Annotated in this window: 17 protein-coding genes; 9 read left to right on the top strand and 8 right to left on the bottom strand. The window is 51.1% G+C overall.

The features are described 5' to 3' along the window. Positions 1 to 252 precede the first annotated feature (252 nt). From KNP92_RS10255 to ybaK, 6 genes are all read right to left on the bottom strand, one after another. The gene (locus tag KNP92_RS10255) at positions 253 to 1851 is read right to left on the bottom strand and encodes a phytoene desaturase family protein (RefSeq protein ID WP_251136451.1); all 1599 of its coding nucleotides are present in this window, start codon (positions 1849 to 1851) and stop codon (positions 253 to 255) included. Then, on the bottom strand, positions 1743 to 2810 hold the full coding sequence (locus tag KNP92_RS10250) for a glycosyltransferase family 2 protein (protein ID WP_214840018.1): 1068 nt from the start codon (positions 2808 to 2810) through the stop codon (positions 1743 to 1745). Before KNP92_RS10250 ends, KNP92_RS10255 begins: the two co-directional genes overlap by 109 nt. Further along, the gene (locus KNP92_RS10245) at positions 2807 to 3505 is read right to left on the bottom strand and encodes a lysophospholipid acyltransferase family protein (protein ID WP_214840015.1); all 699 of its coding nucleotides are present in this window, start codon (positions 3503 to 3505) and stop codon (positions 2807 to 2809) included. Before KNP92_RS10245 ends, KNP92_RS10250 begins: the two co-directional genes overlap by 4 nt. Then, entirely contained in the window at positions 3471 to 4220 is a 750-nt protein-coding gene (locus KNP92_RS10240; RefSeq protein WP_214840013.1) for a carotenoid biosynthesis protein, read from the bottom strand. The genes KNP92_RS10245 and KNP92_RS10240 overlap by 35 nt, the downstream gene beginning before the upstream one ends. Before the next feature lie 94 nt (positions 4221 to 4314). Further along, positions 4315 to 5013 (bottom strand): CDP-diacylglycerol--serine O-phosphatidyltransferase, encoded by a 699-nt coding sequence (gene pssA / locus KNP92_RS10235; RefSeq protein WP_214840011.1) that lies wholly within the window; start codon positions 5011 to 5013, stop codon positions 4315 to 4317. Positions 5014 to 5030: 17 nt separating this feature from the next. Continuing rightward, positions 5031 to 5495, bottom strand: a complete 465-nt coding sequence (gene ybaK / locus KNP92_RS10230; protein WP_214840009.1) for a Cys-tRNA(Pro) deacylase — start codon at positions 5493 to 5495, stop codon at positions 5031 to 5033. Between the two features lie 154 nt (positions 5496 to 5649). Between ybaK and KNP92_RS10225 the strand changes: the two genes are divergently transcribed. Beyond that, complete coding sequence (locus tag KNP92_RS10225; protein ID WP_214840007.1) at positions 5650 to 6387, top strand: enoyl-CoA hydratase/isomerase family protein; 738 nt, start codon at positions 5650 to 5652, stop codon at positions 6385 to 6387. A gap of 67 nt (positions 6388 to 6454) precedes the next feature. Here the strand turns inward: KNP92_RS10225 and KNP92_RS10220 are convergent, their stop codons facing one another. Beyond that, positions 6455 to 7813, bottom strand: a complete 1359-nt coding sequence (locus KNP92_RS10220) for an MATE family efflux transporter (RefSeq protein ID WP_214840005.1) — start codon at positions 7811 to 7813, stop codon at positions 6455 to 6457. Positions 7814 to 7970: 157 nt separating this feature from the next. Beyond that, on the bottom strand, positions 7971 to 9755 hold the full coding sequence (locus KNP92_RS10215) for a glycoside hydrolase family 13 protein (RefSeq protein ID WP_214840003.1): 1785 nt from the start codon (positions 9753 to 9755) through the stop codon (positions 7971 to 7973). A 374-nt stretch (positions 9756 to 10129) separates the two neighbouring features. Between KNP92_RS10215 and KNP92_RS10210 the strand changes: the two genes are divergently transcribed. The 8 genes from KNP92_RS10210 to KNP92_RS10175 all read left to right on the top strand — a co-directional run bounded on the left by KNP92_RS10210 (position 10130) and on the right by KNP92_RS10175 (position 18874). Then, positions 10130 to 11398 carry an extracellular solute-binding protein gene (locus tag KNP92_RS10210; RefSeq protein WP_214840001.1) on the top strand — a complete coding sequence of 423 codons (1269 nt, stop codon included), beginning with the start codon at positions 10130 to 10132 and terminating at the stop codon, positions 11396 to 11398. Between the two features lie 105 nt (positions 11399 to 11503). Beyond that, the gene (locus KNP92_RS10205) at positions 11504 to 12856 is read left to right on the top strand and encodes a carbohydrate ABC transporter permease (RefSeq protein ID WP_214839999.1); all 1353 of its coding nucleotides are present in this window, start codon (positions 11504 to 11506) and stop codon (positions 12854 to 12856) included. Between the two features lies 1 nt (position 12857). Continuing rightward, complete coding sequence (locus KNP92_RS10200; RefSeq protein ID WP_214839997.1) at positions 12858 to 13691, top strand: sugar ABC transporter permease; 834 nt, start codon at positions 12858 to 12860, stop codon at positions 13689 to 13691. 23 nt (positions 13692 to 13714) lie between these two features. Further along, positions 13715 to 15226 (top strand): alpha-amylase family glycosyl hydrolase, encoded by a 1512-nt coding sequence (locus KNP92_RS10195; protein WP_214839995.1) that lies wholly within the window; start codon positions 13715 to 13717, stop codon positions 15224 to 15226. A 42-nt stretch (positions 15227 to 15268) separates the two neighbouring features. After that, complete coding sequence (locus KNP92_RS10190) at positions 15269 to 16312, top strand: LacI family DNA-binding transcriptional regulator (RefSeq protein ID WP_214839994.1); 1044 nt, start codon at positions 15269 to 15271, stop codon at positions 16310 to 16312. A 222-nt stretch (positions 16313 to 16534) separates the two neighbouring features. Further along, positions 16535 to 17584: a YsnF/AvaK domain-containing protein gene (locus KNP92_RS10185; RefSeq protein ID WP_214839991.1), complete on the top strand. Its 1050-nt coding sequence runs from the start codon at positions 16535 to 16537 to the stop codon at positions 17582 to 17584. Positions 17585 to 17657: 73 nt separating this feature from the next. Further along, a complete protein-coding gene (locus tag KNP92_RS10180; RefSeq protein ID WP_214839990.1) occupies positions 17658 to 18470 on the top strand; it encodes a YsnF/AvaK domain-containing protein in 813 nt (270 codons plus the stop codon). Then, positions 18467 to 18874, top strand: a complete 408-nt coding sequence (locus KNP92_RS10175; RefSeq protein ID WP_214839989.1) for a general stress protein — start codon at positions 18467 to 18469, stop codon at positions 18872 to 18874. Before KNP92_RS10180 ends, KNP92_RS10175 begins: the two co-directional genes overlap by 4 nt. Positions 18875 to 19063 lie beyond the last annotated feature (189 nt).

Below are 19063 nucleotides of genomic sequence, written 5' to 3'. Positions count from 1 at the left end.
TCTTCGCTGAAACAGGATGCTTGATGGACTAAGGGGGAACATCAGATGCATGCTGATCCAGCTACGGCATACGAGTGGGGAAACTCGCTCATCATTTTTCTCGGGTGTGACAAGTTCAAAACGCGATTGGCTCGGGGAAGCCATTCGATCGCTACAGGTGTAACAAACGTTACAATACTGCTTGAACTCGAATATGATATTATCACGTCTCAGACTTGTCGACAAGTGTCGAATCTTCTGTTCACAAAATGTTCAAATTGTCAGAGGTATGTCCTCTAACATCGACCGAGCGGCTAGCTGTCCTGAAAGCGTGACCATCGGACTGCCACCGCCCGGATGGGTCGACCCGCCCGCAAACCAAATGTTGGAGACGTCTTCTGATCGGGCTGACGGGCGGAAGAAAGCACCTTTCTTCGAGTTAGCGGATGTGCCATATAAAGCGCCGTAATACGCATAAAAGTCACGCGTCAAATCGTGCGGGGTGACGCGATGGTGATAGACGACGTCGGCGTCGTCCCACTCGACTCCGAATTTACGGAGTCGGCGACGGATCAAATGTTCATACGTTTCAGCATCAATGTCGGTCAAATGGGCCGGGGCGTTGACGAGGATGAACAAGTTGTCCCCGGTCTCACCCATTGCAGGATCCGTATGGGACGAGTTTGAGATGTAAATCGTCGGCTCGTCCGCATAACGCTCTTCGTCGAACAACGCCCGGAACTCGGCCTCATAGTCGTCAGAGAAGTAGACGTTGTGGTGGGCGAGGTTCAAGCGTTTATTCAACCCGACCATCATGACGAATGCCGAGACGGACGGTTCGACCGTATCGCGTGTCGGGACTGGGAACGAGGGACGGTTGACCGCATCGACGAGACGTGGATATTGCGTGAGCAATTCCCCATTCAATAAGACGGCATCACACGACAATACTTCTTCGTCGTCGATGATGACGGCATGGGCTTTGCCGTTCATCACTTCAATCTTCGTCACTTCTTGGCCGAGTTTGAACTTGACGCCCAGTTCACTTGCCCGTTTGGCGAAGCCTTTTGCGATTGTCCAGTTTCCACCTTTTGCATAATACACCCCATCGTTCAACTCCAGGTGGGAGATGAGCGCGAACGTGCCCGGTGTGACGTACGGGCTACTCCCGATATACGTCGCGTAGCGGTCGAGCGCTTGAATGATACGTGGGTCTTTGAAGTACTTCTTATGAAGCGAATGCAGACTCGTAAGCGGGTGGACTTTCATCATATCGGCCCATAGCCCGGTGTCCATTTTCGTCTCCATTCGGGTAAAGAACCGTTTGTTCGCGATTTCAAATAATTTTTCCGCCTCATCCAAATAGTCGGCGAGCTGATTTTGATCGGCCTTGCTACCCGTCAAGCGTCGAACCTCCTCTTCCATCTGCTCGCGCCCGGAACGGAACGTGAACGTCGAGCCGTCGGTAAAGTGGTTGACCGTATGCAAATCGAGTTTGACGAGTTCAAAGTAATCTTCCGGGTTCGCTCCGCTATTGCGGATAACGGATCGGAACACGTCCGGCATGGTGATCGTGTTTGGACCAAAATCAAACCGATGGCCGTCGGTGATGACGGGCATGAGCTTTCCGCCGACGTGATCATTTTTTTCGATGACGGTCACGTCGTAACCGCGTGAAGCAAGGGTGACAGCGGCGCTCAGGCCACCGAGACCGGCCCCGATGATGGCAATTTGTTTCATGGCAATGTGCCTCCTAACGTTTTCTAAGGATACATGCGGCCTTTCCACGTGATCGGTTGTCGTCTCCACTTTCGAATGACCGCAGTCGCCAATAACGCCAGGTAGGCGATGAGACTGAACGGATGCAACCAAAACTGTCTTCCCCCTGATTTCAAATCGATGGCGAGCCGTGCGAGTAGGACGCAAAGGACCGCTCCGAACGAATACCAGTCAGGTCGGACGAGTAGGGCGACGAATGCCGACGCTTGGACGCCGTAATAGAGAAAGAAGTAAAGGGCGATGCCCACTGATTCATTCATTCCCTTGAATACGTTTTTTGAAAACCCGTTCCATACTTCTTCATTCGTGGCATACATGTCACATGTGATATATGGCGACACTTGCACAAGGGACGTTATTTTTTTCCGTCGTTTGAATTCCCGGCACAAATCGATATCATCGATCAAAGAATTGTGAATCGAAGCGTGGCCTCCGACCTCATCGTAACTTGTCCGTTCGACGAGAACATTCATTCCGTTCGCCGCCGCGAAAGCAGGATGACGAACTTTTCGCCAGAACAGGGGCAAATGTTGGGCGATTAAGACGTGTTGCATCGGGATGAGCAGCTTTCCGAGCCATGTCGGCGTCGGGAAACGAGGGAAACCAGACAAGAAAACGGCCCCTTCACGTAATCGTGTCCCATGCAGTCGACCGATGAACATCGAATCGATGGTCACGTCGGCATCGAGGAACAAAATGTACGGCTCGATCGTTCGGCTCGCCAACTGATGGCACGCATGGACTTTACCCGCCCAGCCTTCGGGGAGCGGCACCCCACGAAAGATGGTGAAGCGAGAATCGTCCGCAATCGTCTGAACGAGCGCAGCGTATGTACCGTCCTCGGACCGGTCTTCATATAAATAGACGTGACTCCCGGGTGGCACGGCCGCCTTTAGACTAGCAATCAGTTTCGGAACGTTCCGCTCCTCATTACGGAGCGGGATACAGACGGCCGTCGGGGGAGCGTCGACGGGCTTGGTGAGCGGTCTTAAAAACACAAGATTGATGAGCGTGAAGACGAGCATGAATAACGTCAGCGAGAAGAGGATCATCGGTCGCCCCTCCCAAGTTTCAAAAGATGTTCGGTCCAATCCGCAAGACTGCGTTTCGGCGGGAAAAGGGCGACATAACGTTCGGATTGTTCGATGACGTCAGTACGCGTGTCATCGTATAGCCGTTCGAGCGCTTCGGCCAACTCCTGTTTTTGAAGCCGCCTCGTTTTTGAGACGACGGTATGATTGCGAAACCGGACGTATACGACCGGTGCGGCATGTGACTCGAACGCGTAATAGATGGCACAGAGCCGGACTACCGGTTTTGTGAGCAACATCGTCGCACCGGTCCCGATTTCGATTGGACGATATTCTTGCGGATACTCCCGTCCTTGTGGGAACACCCAGACGGACTTGCCAGATTCGAGCAAATCGGAAGCGTAAGAGAGCGACGCCCGAACATCGGACAAGTTGCCTTTTTGAATGGAAAATGCGCCTAAGTGGCGAAAGAAGGGGAAGCGGCGCAAGCCTTCCTCATCCATCAAGACGTGGACGTCATGACGTAACGAATATTGATTCAGCATAAGTAGGATGAGTCCGTCCCAAAACGAGCTGTGGGTCGCAAGGAACAAACCGGGGGTCGGGACATCATCAGCTCGTACGTGGATCGTATGAAAGAACGGACGAATTTGACGTTCTTTCACAAAAAATGAGAAGACGTCATTGAACCATTTCTTTTTGTTCGATTCGATCATGTCTGACCCTCCGTTCGAAGAAAATAACACTTGCGGTCAAGATGCTGAGCATCCCGATTCCATATAAACCGGCGTTGACTGCCGTGACACCGAACAAAGCGTGTAGCATGACGAATAAATAACGGCCGTGCTTCAATAAGAGCGGCTCAGCTTCGACCTCGTAACGGTCGAGCACCCACGAGAAGATGAGCGATAGACCGAACCAACCGACAAAGTTTTGTGTCGGGATATCGTAATACAATCCACCGTTCGCCCATTCCCAGTAGCCTTTCACGTTCGCGGCGACCGGGTCGATCGCCATGTCAAGCCAGACGGCGAGAAACGGCACAAGCCAGAGCGTCCGTCGTTTAAAGGGAAAGAAGCGCGCCACGGCAAAACTTGCGCCGATGACGGCTAGCCAAGCTGCGCCAATCGTGACCGGGACGCCGAACACGGTTGGACCGAATGCTTCGGCATAGAGATATTCACTGAACGGGAATCCCGTTTTTACACCGAGCGTCTCGACAGCGATTGACCCGAAAAAGATAAACGGGACGATCCAACGGGCGTGACGAACCCCGTCGGCAATCACGAACGCCCCAATCGCACCGGCGAGCCATAAAAAGACCGGATTCGCCCATTCGAGCCAATTCGGCAACAAGTCGAAGCCGACCAAGATAACCCCAATGACGTACCAGACAACAAACCATTTCCAAATCCACGGATATACTTTCATTCCATCACCTCATCTCCTATTCTAAAGAGCTTTTCCGCAAGCGTCTAATGAATGCGTGCAATTAAAAAAAAAGCCCCTCATGGTGAGGAGCTCGTCAGTTGGCCATACTCTTTCGTTTTTTGACGAAGGAGAAGGCGATAAAGAGGATGTAGAACGGCACGGCGATGAACCAAAACGACGGCCATTCTTTCCAACGGGCGAAAATCATATACGTCAAGTAGACGAGACTGACTGTGATGATGAACGAGTGACGTGGGAGCGGCACTTCTTTAAAGCTCGGGATGCGGACGCGACTGACCATGAGGAGCGCGAGTCCGGTAAAAAAGATAGGGGTGAGTAGTTCGCTGATGCGATCACCAAACGTCGTGACGACCGCTAGCAAACCGCCCGCAGCCGTGATCGGCACACCTGAGAAATAACTCGCGGTCACGTTCGTCGCCGATAAATTGAATCGGGCGAGACGATAGGCACCGAAGAGCGGGAACAAGGCGGCGAAAAACAGACCGTAGTTGCCATAGTCGATGAAGAACGTGTAATACGCAAGCAGGGCCGGTGCGACCCCGAACGTGACGACGTCAGCAAGCGAGTCGAGCTCTTTCCCGAAGTCACCCGCAACCCCGAGCATTCGAGCGAGTCGTCCATCGAGACTGTCGAGCATCATGGCGATGATAATCAGTAACGTGGCGTTGGAAAAATCTCCACTCGCCGCATAGACGATAGCGATCACCCCGCAAAATAAGTTGCCGAACGTAAACGAGTTAGGAACCCATGACCGGATTCTTTCTTTCCACATAGTAATGCCTCCAATTTCTATTGAGTGAACCAGCGACCGTTCGTGAAACGGAGCAAATCGTCTGGCGTGAGTTCGAGTTGGGCGCCGCGTTTCCCTGCGGAGATGACAATCGTTGTTTTTTCTTTGGCGCTCTCGTGCAAAAAGACGGGGAACGCCTTTTTCGCCCCAATCGGTGAGACGCCTCCCCGAATGTATCCCGTAAGCGCTTCAAGCTCTTTCATCGGGACTGGTGTGGCTTTTTTGACGCCCCATGCTTTTGCGGCCGCCTTTAAATCGATATCGCGGTCGCCGGAGATGAGGAAGAAGGCGTGACGCTTCTGCTCGCTCTCGAGACAAATCGTTTTATACAGTTGATCGACCGGTTTTCCCATCGACGCAGCGACATGGCTCGCCGATACGTCCGACGGGTCTACCACGTATGTATGGAACGTGAACGGAATGTTTCGTTGCTTCAATTGTCGAGCGGCGTTCGTCAGTTGCATCAAGCCCACCCTTTCGTTGAATGACTTCTCTAAGAATAGCAAATAGTGGCAGTGTCGGGCAATCGTACACGCGAAGTTTTCGTGACGGGAAGGAAACTGCTCTCGAAATGGCGAACTGAATAGTGATTCATTTCTAAAAGGGGGATTCATCACAATGGAAACGATTCAAATCACACGCCATAACGGAGTAGGATGGCTCAAATGGAACCGGCCCGAGAAGTTGAACGCGTTAAACGAGACGCTTTTGAAGGAAGCGGCCGAGGCCATCGGGGACCTCGTGGCGGATAACGACGTTCGCGTCATCGTTCTCGTCGGAGAAGGACGAGCCTTCTCATCTGGACAAGACTTGACGATTGAAGGGGATGCCGATTACGGAACGTACTTGGAGGACGTGTATCATCCGCTCGTACGGGCGCTCGAGTCATGCAAAAAACCGCTGATCGCCGGCATCCATGGGGTCGTCGCCGGTGCCGGCCTCAGCCTCGCACTCGCGGCCGACGTACGTATCGTGGCCCGTTCGACAAAGTTTAGTTCGGCGTTCATTAAAATCGGTCTCGTCGCCGACGCGGGTGGACCGTATCACTTGAAGCGTCTCATGCGTCCCGATCTCGCCCTCAGTTGGATGTGGAGCGGGCGGACAATCGATGCCGAACAGGCGGAACGGTTCGGGCTCGTCACCGAGCTCGTCGAAGATGATGTCTATACGAGAGCGTTGACGGAATATGCGGAGACGCTCGCGAAGCAGTCTCCTGTTGCAGTCGAAGGAATGAAGGCGCTGTTCCGGGCCGAAACGTTTGAGGCAGGGCTCGAAGAAGAGATTCAGTGGCAACGGAAATGTGGACAGACCGAGATCCACCGTCAGGCGATGCACGCCTTTTTGACGAAAAAATAAAAAGTGCGGCCAAGTGGATGAGACATACAAAAAGGGGGTAGACGCCGATTCGTCTACCCTCTTTTTGTTATGCTGTTGGTTTCGCTTCGAACTGGAAGCCTTTTTGTTGCCACGTCCCGTACTTCCAACGCCGGAAGGCGAAGAAGCCGCGGAACCACTCATCGAGTGTGAAGGCAAGCCAAATCCCAAGAATGCCAAGCCCCATCTGGAGCCCGAACAAGTAACTGAACACAACGGCGACGCCCCACATCGAGGCGATACCGATCATGACCGGGAAACGGACGTCTCCGACTGATTTCAACGAGCCCATCAAGACGATATTCATCGCCCGACCTGGCTCAAGAATGAGCGTTGCCCAAAGGATTGGAATCCCGACCGCGATGATGTCCGGGTTCGACGTGAATAGACCGAGTAGCGACTTGCCGAAGACCGCAAGACCGAGCGAGGCGACGAGCGACGAGAACATGGCGATCTTCAGTGTCCGCACAGCACGTGTATACGCTTCTTTAAACCGTTTCCCACCTACGTCGCGCGCGATGAGGAGCTGTGTCCCTTGGGCGATTGCGACGGTAAAGAGGAAGGCGAGCATCGATAAGTTCATGACATATACGCGTGCCGCAAGTGACGCTTCTCCCATCGTCGCGATGAACCCAGTGATGATGATTTGTGAAAACTGATAGGACAAGTTCTCCCCAGCCGACGGAATCCCGATTTGGAGGAGTGCCTTAATGTCGTCACCTTGCGGGCGAATCAACTCTTTCATCGGGAAGCGGAGCATAAGACGACGTTTGACGATCCAGAACAAGAGCACCATCGCAGCAAAGCGGGCGATGACAATGGCCCATGCCACACCGGCGACACCGGTTACCGGAAGGCCGAACCAGCCTGTAACGGCGAGCATGGCGCCGATTGCCGTAATGATATCAATTAAAAGTGTCGCGAGCATGGCGTGCTTCGTCAGCCCGTGACTGCGGAGCACGGCACTCAATGCCATGATGAGGGCCTCAGTAAAGAGCGAGAGCCCGACGATGCGTAAGAATAAAATCCCGTGTGCGAACAGTTCATCTGACAATCCGAACAGACGAAGGAACGTTTCACCGAATAAGAACACGAAAACGACCATGAAAGCACCGAGCCACATATTCAAGCTGACGGCAGAGCGGGCGAAGTCCCGGCTCTTCTTCATCCGGTTGGCACCGATGGCTTGCCCAATCAAAATCGTGGCACCGACCGACGTGACGCTAAAGACGATTAAAAAGACGTTCAAGATTTGGTTGGCGACTCCGACCGCAGAAGCGGCTGCGTCAGAATAATGGGCAAGCATAAGCGTTGCGATAATCCCGGTCCCCATATGAAGCGCGAGCTCGATAAAGATGGGCCATGAAATTTTGAACAGGCTGAGCTGCTCGGTGTTTTTGTTCGACATGTGTATTCTCCCTTGTTTCTACAATTCTCTCTATGAAATATTTACGTTTTTAAAAATCACATGGGTCATGTTACTCCTTTTAAAATGAAAAAGAAAGAGATATCGTAAATTATTTTCAACAAAAAAAACACCCGTCAAAACGGGTGTCAAATCGAATTTATTTCATTTTCAAAATCGCTGTACCATATGGGGCCAATTCAATCTCAAGTGAGTCTACATCACGGTCGTTGAGCAGGTCATGCGCACTTCCGGTATGCCAGAGCGGGTTGAGGACAGATTTCGTATCTGAGTTATTGAAGTATATCAAGTACGTCTCGTCTTTCGTACAACGCTCGATGATGAGCGCATTCTCTTCGTCATCGACGAGGTTGAAACGGTACGAGCCAGCGTTAGCGAGGACAGGATGATCTTTACGAAGTTGAATCAGCTTCTTCGTGAAACGGAACAACTCCCGGTCCTCCTGTGTTTCATCCCAAGGCATACAACCACGGCAACCTGGGTCTTGCCCGCCTTCGAGTCCAATCTCGTCTCCATAATAAATACATGGGCTACCCGTGTACGTAAGCATCGACGTCATGAGGAGCTTGAACTTTCCTTTGTGGCCTTTCGCACGGGTGAGGGCACGCGGCGTGTCGTGTGAGTCGATCAAGTTGAACGTCACTTCGCTTACGTTCATCGTGTTCATCATCTCCACACGCGTCAACTCGTCACGGAACTGCGAGGCCGTCGTCCGGTCGAGGGCGAAATAGTTCAAGCTCGCGTTCGTGAACGGGTAGTTCATGACCGCATCTAACTGGTCGCCTTTTAACCACGGTTGGGCATCGTGCCAAATCTCACCGAGGATGTACGCTTCCGGGTTCGCTTCTTTGACGGCTTTTCGGAAGTCGCGCCAAAACGCATGGTCGACTTCGTTGGCCACGTCGAGACGCCAGCCGTCGATGCCGAATTCTTCAATCCAGTAACGAGCGACTTCTAATAAGTAAGCTTTGAGCGCAGGGTGCTCGGTATTGATTTTCGGCATGTTCTTCTCGAACGCGAACGTATCGAAGTTTGGCTTCGGTTCTGTCTCGATCGGGAAGTCGCGAAGGTAGAACCAGTCCCGATACTCCGAGTGTGCCCCGTTCTCGACGACATCTTGGAACCACGGATGGTGGTAACCGACGTGGTTGAACACCGCATCGAGCATGACTTTAATTCCGTTGGCATGAAGCAAGTCGACCATTTCTTTAAACTTCTCTTTCGTCCCGAACTGCGGGTCAATCTCCATATAATCGAGCGTGTCATATTTATGGTTCGTCGTCGCTTTAAAGATTGGACAGAAGTAGATGCCCGTGATGCCGAGGTCGACGAGGTAATCGATGTGATCGATGACCCCTTGGAAGTCGCCACCGAAGAAGTTTGTCAGACTCGGTTCAGCGCTGTTCCATGGGAGTGTACCTTCCGGGTCGATGGACGCGTCACCGTTTGCGAACCGGTCCGGGAAGATTTGATACCAAACCGTATCCTTCACCCAAGACGGGGCGTGGAAGATGTCGATTGGATTGATGAACGGGATACAGAAGTAATAACCTGTATCATCGAGCGGTTTATCCTCGAACCAGCCCTTTTCCGTGAAGACAGCCGTCTCGTTTCCGTCATGAAGTCGGAAACCGTAACGAAGGCGACGGAAAGGGGGTTTAATGGCGATGAACCAGTAATCGTATTGATTATCATGACCAATTTTTTCCATAGGTGTCTCGAATGTACGCCAAAAACTCGGTTTGCTCGGATCAAAATTCCACATGGCCGGATCTTCTGAATGCCAGTCGTACGGATCGTTCCAAATTAAGTCAACGGATTGGATATCATTTCTCTTCGTATGAAAGCGAATGTGAATCGTCTCTCGGTCATACTTGTACACGAAAGGGGACATGGCGCGATGGTAAATAGCTTCTTTGATCAAATGAAATCGTTCCTTTCTCTATTGGCGTTATATCCATTTTACACTGTCGAATTCGAAATGAAACAACAGTTGCGAAAACGTTTGCTCAAGCAAAGGTTAATAAAGCGTTTACATTTTGTCAATCATACATTGGGATAATTATTGAAGAAACGACAACAAAAAATTCAAAAAGAGATAAATGGGTTAACGGCAAGAAAAAAAGCTAAAAAAAAGACTTGTAAAACGCTTACACAACTGTATAATAAAAATTGAGGTGAGGATGCAAACGTTTTCACTGAACGATTGATTTCGTAGCGGAGTATCATTTTTTTAATCAATCGGACAGAACGCTTGCGCAAATCTGACCATACTATTCCTTGGGGAGGTTTTTCATCATGAAGATGAAAAAAATGGTAGCAGGACTTTCAACGGCAGTACTCGCATTCGGTGCACTTGCTGCATGTGGTGGCGGTACGGACAACGGTTCTTCTAACGAAAATGGCGGTTCTTCTAGCGAGAACAAGCCAGAAAAAATCGTAATTTGGGAAGATATTGAAAAGTCGGAAACGACTAAAGAAGTTGCCAAAGCATTTGAAGAAGAGCATGGCGTAAAGGTTGAAGTTGTCGAAGTACAGATGACGGACCAAAAAGACAAGCTCGCCCTCGATGGCCCGGCTGGTAAAGGTCCAGACATCGTTCTCGTCCCACACGACCAAATCGGCACGATCGCAGACCAAGGTCACTTGGCACCGCTCGCTGACGAAGGCGCACTCGACGCGTTCACAGACGCTTCGAAATCAGCTGTCATGTTCGACGGTCAAGCTTACGGCTACCCGAAATCAGTTGAAACACCAGTCCTCATGTTCAACAAGGACTTAGTGTCTGAAGCACCAGCGACAATGGATGAATTGTACGAATTGTCAAATGACGTAAAAGGTGATGGCGAGTACGGATTCCTCGGACTTTGGGATAACTTCTACTTCGCACACGGCGTCATCGCTGGCTTCGGCGGATACGTATTTAAAGAAGATGGCGGCGCGCTCGACCCATCTGACATCGGTTTGAACAACGAAGGCGCAGTCGAAGGATTCGACTACATCGGCAAATGGTACCAAGAAGGTCTCTTCCCTAAAGGATTGATCGGTGAGTCTGGCGGCCAAGCGATGGACCAACTCTTCACTGAGAAGAAAGCACACACAGTCATGAACGGACCGTGGGCTGTAGCTGGTTACCAAGACGCGGGCGTCAACCTCGGTGCATCAGCAATGCCGACACTCCCGAACGGTGAGCCAATCAAGACGTTCATGGGCGTGAAAACATACGCACTTTCAGCTTACACTGAGAACCAAGAGTGGGCTGAAATGTTCCTTGCAGAACTCACAAACGAAGAGAACGCATTGAAGATGTTTGAAGCGTACAACGAGATCCCACCAGTAGCTGCTCTTGAGTCGAACGAGACAATCACGTCGAACGAAGTAGCGAAAGCGGTATTCGATCAAGCAACGAACGCAATCCCAATGCCTAACATTCCTGAAATGGGTCAAGTTTGGGAGCCAATGGCACAAGCACTCCAGCTCGTCGCAACTGGCAAGCAAGATGCACAAAAATCAGCTGACGATGCTGTGAAAGTCATCGAGCAACAAATCCAAGCGAACAACCAATAAGGAACTGAAATGATGGGGTGCGCCGACTGGCGTTCCCCCTCATTTTCTAGAATTGAGCAAACGCTTGCTCGATTGATTTGCTCAAATTGAAAGGAGAAATTGAGGATGGCTTCAATTCCGAAACCGAACACGCCGGAGCAACGTCCGGACAAACCGACGAATCATGCCCGCAACGCTGCACTACTCTCGATCATTCCGGGAGCCGGTCAATTTTATAACAATCAGCGCGCGAAAGCAGTCGCATTCTTTATCGTCATCATGTCTTATTTCGCAGTAAACTACGATCTCTTTTTCAAAGGAGCGGGCGCAGGACCTGGCGACCGTGGTGGCCTTTGGGGATTGATCACGCTTGGCGAAGTGGCAGGACCTCGTAACGACCATTCCATCTTCTTGATGGTAGAAGGTATTGTCGCCTTAATCTTATTGTTCTTCGGAATTGCGTTTTATATCTGGAACATTCGTGACGCATACCGAGTCGGTCGCATTCGTGATCAGCACCTAAACGTGCCATCGTTCCAAGTGCAGCTTCGCAACTTGCGTGACCATGGATTCCCATATCTCATGTTAATCCCGTCACTCATCTTGCTCGTCTTCACTGTCGTCTTACCGCTTATCTTCACATTCTTAATCGCGTTCACGAACTATCGTTACAACAACGCGCCACCGGCGAAACTCGTCGAGTGGATCGGATTCAGTAACTTCACGAGCATCTTCCAAATCGACATTTGGCGCGATACGTTCGTCAGCGTTCTCGGTTGGACACTCGTCTGGACGGTCGCGTCGACGACAGGCGTCATCGCCATCGGAATTTTCCTTGCGGTCCTCTTGAACCAAGAGGGACTCCGTTTCCGTCGCTTGTTCCGTTCAATCTTGATTTTATCATGGGCAGTCCCAGCGTTCATCACCATCTTGATTTTCCGTTCGATGTTCAACGAATCGTTCGGCGTATTCAACACGACGATCCTCCCAGCGTTCGGGCTCGATCCAATCAGTTGGATGACCGACCCGACGGCGACACGGAGCGCGCTCATCTTGATTCAGTGGTGGCTCGGTTTCCCGTTCATCATGACGCTCATGACCGGTGTCTTGCAGTCGATCCCGGGTGACTTGTATGAAGCCGCGACGATTGACGGCGCAACAATCTTTGACAAGTTCCGCTTGATCACGTTACCAATGCTCTTGTTCGCGACAGCGCCGATCTTGATCACGCAGTTCACGTTCAACTTTAACAACTTTAACTTGATTTACCTCTTCAACGGTGGAGGACCTGCGGTGCCAGGACAGACGGCCGGCGGTACCGACATCTTGATCTCATGGATTTACAAATTGTCTCTCGGGGCCAACCCGCAATACGGACTTGCGGCTGCGATCACGCTCATCTTGTCATTCTTCATCATGACACTTGCCGTCATCCAGTTCCGTCGGACAAAATCTTTCAAAGACGAGGATATGATTTGATATGAAAAAACAAAGACGAATCAATCTGGCGCTCTCGTATGTTATCTTGACGCTTGCGTCGATCATCATCCTTTATCCGATGCTTTGGGTAGTGGGGACGTCATTTAACCCGGGTCGTACGATCACGTCAAAAATTATTCCGGACAACCCGACGTTTATTCACTATAAAAACTTGTTTGACTTAACGATTTCGGATTATAGTTTATGGTATGTGAATACATTGAAGATTGCCTTCATCACGATGGCGCTCGCGGTCATTCTCGTCACGATCACGGGTTATGTATTCTCGCGTTACCGTTTCGTCGGACGGAAGAACTCGCTCATCTTGTTCCTCGTCTTGCAAATGGTGCCACAGTTCGTCGCTATCATCGCGATTTACGTGCTCCTCAACATGCTCGGTCTTCTCGACACGCACACAGCGCTCATCTTGCTGTACGCCGGCGGGGCGATTCCGATGAACACGTATCTCGCCAAAGGTTACTTCGATACGATTCCGAAAGAGCTCGATGAAGCCGCTCGGATGGATGGTGCCGGTCACCTCCGTATCTTCTGGCAAATTATTTTGCCGCTCGCGAAGCCGATTGTCGCAACGATCGCCCTCTTTAACTTCATGGGCCCGTTCAACGACTTTATCTTGGCATCGCTCGTCCTTCGTTCACCGGAGAAACAGACGCTTGCGGTTGGACTTTATAACATGATTTCTCGACAGTTCGACAACAACTTCACGTTGTTCGCGGCAGGCGCCGTCCTTTCGGCCCTTCCGATCGTGCTCTTGTTCTTCATGTTCCAACGTTACTTCGTCTCGGGTCTCACTGCGGGTGGTACGAAAGGGTAATACTCACTTAAGGGGGAAGCGATATGAGGCGAGGCGTCGTGCTCGTTCTCCTGTCGCTTCTTTTGTTTCCTACAGTCGTCGGAGCGAAAGAAGCAGCAACATGGGAACAAGAACGCATGTACTTTATTATGGTCGACCGGTTCGTTGACGGGAATCCCGACAACAATCTGCAAGTGGACCGGGATGACCCGAAAGCGTTTCACGGGGGCGATCTTGAAGGAGTGATCGAAAAGCTCGATTACATCCAGTCGCTCGGATTCACATCCATCTGGTTGACGCCGGTGTTTCAAAATATGCCGGACGGCTACCACGGGTATTGGATTCAAGATTTTTATGAGATCGATCCGCAGTTCGGAACGAAAGAAGATTTACAGCGACTCGTCGACGAGGCGCACGCGCGGGATATGAAAGTCATCCTCGATTTCGTCGTCAACCACGTCGGGCCGAACCATCCATGGGTTGAAGAAAGACCGGAATGGTTCCACGACGAGTTGCCGATCGTGCTCTGGCAAGACCAAGAACAAGTCGAGACCCACTGGCTCTTTGACTTACCGGACTTTAAAACGGAAGATCCGGAAGTGAAAGACTACTTGCTCGAAGCGGCGACGTATTGGATTGAAGAGACGGGCATTGACGGATATCGACTCGATACGGTCCGTCACGTCGATAAGCCGTTTTGGGAAGATTTCGTCGAAGCGGTCCGTGCGGTCGACCCCGATTTTTATTTGTTGGCCGAAGTATTTGACCCGAATCCGCAATATGTCGCAGAGTACGATGACCTCGGGTTCAACAGCATTACCAATTTCACGTTCTATGACCGAGTCGCGAAGACGATGGCGCAAAAGACGGCAAACGTCGACGAAATTGACGTGGCTGCGAGCTACGCTCAGACGTTCTTCAATGACCCGAACCAAATGGCGACGTTCCTCGACAATCATGACGTCGAACGGTTCATGCACGTCGCGGAACTTGGTGGTGCCGAGTCGGCGGAACGTCGACTCCGCCTCGGGTTATTCGCACTCTATGCATCACCGGGCATGCCGATCGTCTTCCAAGGCACGGAGAACGCCCAAACGGGTGGGGCTGACCCGGCTAACCGGGAGATGACCGAATTCCCGGGAAATGAAGACCTTCACGATTATGTTACGACGATGAACCGGATGCGGGCCGAATACCCGGTGTTTGCGACCGGCGAACAGCGGTTGATCGCGTCTGAAGGCGGGATGGCCGTATTTGAACGCCGTGATGGCGATGACGTCGCCCTATATGCCATCAACATGAACGAAGAGGACAGAGAGATTCAATTCGAGGTAAGCGAAGTCGGTGAAGACACCCGTCTTCGTGGTCTCCTGTTCTCACAACTTGTCACAGAGAAACGTGGTACGTTTACGATTAAACTGTCAGGCGAAAGTGCAAACGCCTACATTGTCGAAGAGTCTGAAGTGAATATGTGGACCGTCGGCTTGCTCGTCATCGCCATCCCAATCTTTTTGACGGGACTTGTGATGTGGAAGCGCCGTAGAAGCGCCAACTGACAATAGGGAACTTAAGAACTAACGGAAGCAAGGGGGAGCACCATGCAAATCACGATTAAAGATGTCGCGAAGCACGCCAACGTCGCACCGTCGACGGTGTCACGTGTCATTGCGAACAGTCCACGAATCAGTCAAAAAACGAAAGAGCGCGTGCGCAGTTCGATGGAGGAACTCGGGTACCATCCGAACATTCATGCACGAAGCCTCGCGAACCGCTCGACGCAGTCGATTGGTCTCGTCATGCCGAGTGCGGCAACGAAGACGTTACAAAATCCATTCTTCCCGGAAGTGCTCCGGGGAATCAGTACGAAAGCGCATCAAAACGGGTACTCGCTTTACATGACAACGGGTGTGACAGAAGAAGAAGTATTGTCAGGTGTCATCGAAATGGTACAAGGGCGACGTGTGGACGGTGTCATCGTCTTGTATTCACGTGAAGATGACAAAGTCGTTCAGTATTTACGTCAAACGAAATTCCCATTTGTTGTGGTCGGGAAGCCGTTCGGGGATGCCTCATCGATCACATATGTCGACACGGACAACTATTTGTCGGCTCGGGAAGTGACGAAGCATTTATACAACCTAGGCCATCGCTGTATCGCCTTTATCGGTGGATCCGATAAGCTCGCCGTCACGCAAGATCGCCGTAACGGCTACGCGACGGCGCTCATGGAAGCAGGTATCCCGGTACGCGAAGATTATATCGCCCGGGCCGAATTTATGACGAAAGGCGGGGCGAAAGCCGTTCGGGAATTGCTTCGCCTTGAAGAACCACCGACGGCCGTTGTCGTCAGCGACGACATGATGGCGCTCGGTGTCATCAGCACGCTCAGTGAAATGGGTCTTCGGATTCCGGAAGACGTCGCGGTCGTCAGTTTTAACAACGTCTACATCGCCGAACACTCGAATCCGCCTCTTACGTCGGTCGAAATTAACATTTTCGGTCTTGGATTTGAAGCGACGAACTGTTTGATTGAACAGATTGGCGATAGCGCACCACCTTATGGGAAACGTGTCATCGTGCCTCATTATCTCGTCGTCCGTCAATCATGTGGACAAAAGAAAGCCGGACAACCGGTCGAGTAAACGGAAACCTTTCGTCTTCGGACGAGAGGTTTTTTTTGTGCATATAATTGAAAGTGATGCAATCGGACAAAAGTCTTAATATTACAAAAAGGTTACAAACGTGAAAGAAGAGCTTGAAAAGAAAGTGCAAGGGAACACTTTCATTACCGGCAGATTGGCAAACTCATCCGTTTCGCCAGGCCCATAACCAAAAAATATAGAATGTGAAAGGGAGATTCAATCATGGATAACAAACGTTATGTAGGGACTTACTATCAAGAGTCAGAGCTCGTATCAAAAATTGATGAGCTTCGCGCTCAAGGTCACCGTGAAGAAGACCTGTATGTTGTTGTAAAAGATAAATCGAACCTTTCGATGGTTCGTGGCGAGACAGATGCAGAAGTAAAAGAAACGAAAGCCTCATGGCTAGACCGCTTCTTCGGCGTTTCAGACGGAGCGGACGAGGTGCGTCATACGTTCGACAAACTCGGTTTCTCAGAAGAAGAGACGGCGCGTCACCATCAAGACATCGAGAACGGGGGATTCGTCCTATTACTCGATACGGATGACGGACTACTCGACAATGGACGAAACGACACGTTTGAAGGACGAACGTCAGCGGGCTATGGTTCTGAAGGAAACGAAGCTGGCAATATGACGGCTCGCGATCTTGGAACGGGCGTCGGCGCAGCAGGTACTGGACTTGATGCGACGGGACCGACAAATCATGATTCGACGCACCGTGATTCATCACATCACGATTCGTCACATCGCCATCAGTTGCATGATGTGGACGAAGACATTCGTAACCGGACGGACTTGACGGACGAGCAGAAGCTCCAGCTCCATGAAGAACGTCTTCAAGTGAACAAAGAGCGCGTTCAAACGGGAGAAGTCCGCGTTGAAAAAGACGTGGTCGAACACGAAGAGCGCGTCGACGTGGAAGTCGAGCGTGACGAAGTCTATGTCGAGCGACGTCCGGTCGATGGGGATCGTGCAGCGACAGACCACTCGTTTGATTCAGGGACAAATCATGACGAGATTCGCGTACCGGTGACGGAAGAGCGCGTTGACGTCACGAAAAAAGATGTCGTGTCTGAAGAAATCGTAGTCGGAAAAGACAAAGTTAAAGATACGGAAACTGTACGTGAGACGGTGCGCAAGGAAGAAGCCCACATCGAAGGCGAAGAGGACCTTCGTAAACGTGACGGCGATCGTTTGCATCGTGACGGAGATCATACACGTCACGATGACCATGACCACACCCGTCGTGACGACCGCGACCGAATTTAACGGAAAAATTGCCTGAAGAAGGATGGCTCTCTCTGAGGGACCATCCTTTTTTCGAGGAGAAAGGGAGTGCGTCATGAAACACGCAATCATTACCGAACTGTTCGATCATACGGAAGCGCTTTTGACCCGTGTGGTCGATTTAAAACGGGAAGGGTACGAAGAAAGTGACATGTACGTTGTCGTCAAACGAAAAGAAACGGGAGAAGCGGTGCGTCGCCAGTCCAACTTATACGTCTTCGTAGCGGATGATCCAGATGCAGTCGCCTCGCTCGTCACCTCAAGCGAGCGTCCGATCGAACGATGGCTGAGTAGCATGCGTCTGACACCGGAGCGGCAAGATACGTATGCCCAAGCGATTGAGCACGGCAAGCTATTCTTATACGTTGATGCGAAGCAAGGGGAACGGATAAATTCAACTCGAGCTAAGAAGCAAACTGATACGACTAGTCGTGAAGAAGAGACGCTTCTGTTGCATGAAGAGCAGCTCGAAGTCGACAAACGGGCTATCCAAACGGGTGAAGTCGTCATCGACAAACATGTAACCGAGTCGAAACAAGAGATTGAAATCCCGGTCCGACGGGAACAGTTACACGTAGAGCGTAAAGACGGCTCGCTTGAAGAGCTCGAAACGTATGATTTCGATCAGCCGGGCATTCGCACGATTGATGAAGGGGACCATCTCCGGATTCAAGTGATTGAAGAGCGGGCGTTCATCGTCAAGCGACCGGTCGTCGTCGAAGAAATCATCGTCCATAAGCGCGTCCATGAAGACGTCGAGACGGTGACGGAGACGTTGCGCAAAGAAGAAGTTGACGTTCGACAAGTTGGCGATGCCGACATCGAAGTCGACGCTTCACTTAAACATCGAAAGGATGGGGACATATGAGTAGAAGAAGATTTGTCGGTACGTATCAGGATGAGGCGTCACTCGTTGCCAAAATCGATCAATTGAATCACGATGGATATGACGAGAAAGATTTGTTCGTCGTCGTGAAAGACGAAGACAACGTCTCGCTCGTCGAGCGGAAGACGGACGCGAAAGTCGAAGAAGCGTCGGCGTCGTGGTTGCAAAAATTCGCCGGCGTGGCCGAAGGGGAACAAGAAGTCAAACGTGCGCTTCTCGATCTCGGACTCGCGGACGATGATGTAAACAATGCTTATCGAGACATTTTAAATGGTGGGTATGCGCTCATTCTCGATGAACCGGATACAGGCTTTAATGACGGGGAGAACCCGGTATTCGAAGGACACGAAGACAACGCGGCGTTCGGTCGCGATCGGACAGAATAAAGAAATGGCCTTGGGGGAACCCGAGGCTATTTTTGTATATGAAAATGTGACGAAAAAAAGAAAGAAAAAGTTTTATGCAAACGATTGCATTATCTGTTGAGTCGTGTAAAATGGGAGGTGAGATTGAAATACAGCGCTTTCATAGACAAACGCTTGCATGATGTCGTTGTCTATTGAGGAGTAGCCTTG

The organism is Exiguobacterium sp. s122 (assembly GCF_018618475.1).
In the GTDB taxonomy this organism is placed as follows: Bacteria; Bacillota; Bacilli; order Exiguobacteriales; family Exiguobacteriaceae; genus Exiguobacterium; species Exiguobacterium himgiriensis.
This window is presented reverse-complemented; position numbering and strand designations above follow the sequence as displayed.

Excerpts from the sequence above, each read along its gene's own strand:
- ybaK (WP_214840009.1), bottom strand. The coding sequence starts at position 5,495 with ATGCAACTGACGAACGCCGCTCGACAATTGAAGCAACGAAACATTCCG.
- KNP92_RS10225 (WP_214840007.1), top strand. The coding sequence starts at position 5,650 with ATGGAAACGATTCAAATCACACGCCATAACGGAGTAGGATGGCTCAAA.
- KNP92_RS10190 (WP_214839994.1), top strand. The coding sequence starts at position 15,269 with ATGCAAATCACGATTAAAGATGTCGCGAAGCACGCCAACGTCGCACCG.
- KNP92_RS10220 (WP_214840005.1), bottom strand. The coding sequence starts at position 7,813 with ATGTCGAACAAAAACACCGAGCAGCTCAGCCTGTTCAAAATTTCATGG.
- KNP92_RS10240 (WP_214840013.1), bottom strand. The coding sequence starts at position 4,220 with ATGAAAGTATATCCGTGGATTTGGAAATGGTTTGTTGTCTGGTACGTC.
- KNP92_RS10200 (WP_214839997.1), top strand. The coding sequence starts at position 12,858 with ATGAAAAAACAAAGACGAATCAATCTGGCGCTCTCGTATGTTATCTTG.
- KNP92_RS10250 (WP_214840018.1), bottom strand. The coding sequence starts at position 2,810 with ATGATCCTCTTCTCGCTGACGTTATTCATGCTCGTCTTCACGCTCATC.
- KNP92_RS10180 (WP_214839990.1), top strand. The coding sequence starts at position 17,658 with ATGAAACACGCAATCATTACCGAACTGTTCGATCATACGGAAGCGCTT.
- KNP92_RS10210 (WP_214840001.1), top strand. The coding sequence starts at position 10,130 with ATGAAGATGAAAAAAATGGTAGCAGGACTTTCAACGGCAGTACTCGCA.
- KNP92_RS10205 (WP_214839999.1), top strand. The coding sequence starts at position 11,504 with ATGGCTTCAATTCCGAAACCGAACACGCCGGAGCAACGTCCGGACAAA.
- KNP92_RS10175 (WP_214839989.1), top strand. The coding sequence starts at position 18,467 with ATGAGTAGAAGAAGATTTGTCGGTACGTATCAGGATGAGGCGTCACTC.
- KNP92_RS10245 (WP_214840015.1), bottom strand. The coding sequence starts at position 3,505 with ATGATCGAATCGAACAAAAAGAAATGGTTCAATGACGTCTTCTCATTT.
- KNP92_RS10185 (WP_214839991.1), top strand. The coding sequence starts at position 16,535 with ATGGATAACAAACGTTATGTAGGGACTTACTATCAAGAGTCAGAGCTC.
- KNP92_RS10195 (WP_214839995.1), top strand. The coding sequence starts at position 13,715 with ATGAGGCGAGGCGTCGTGCTCGTTCTCCTGTCGCTTCTTTTGTTTCCT.
- pssA (WP_214840011.1), bottom strand. The coding sequence starts at position 5,013 with ATGTGGAAAGAAAGAATCCGGTCATGGGTTCCTAACTCGTTTACGTTC.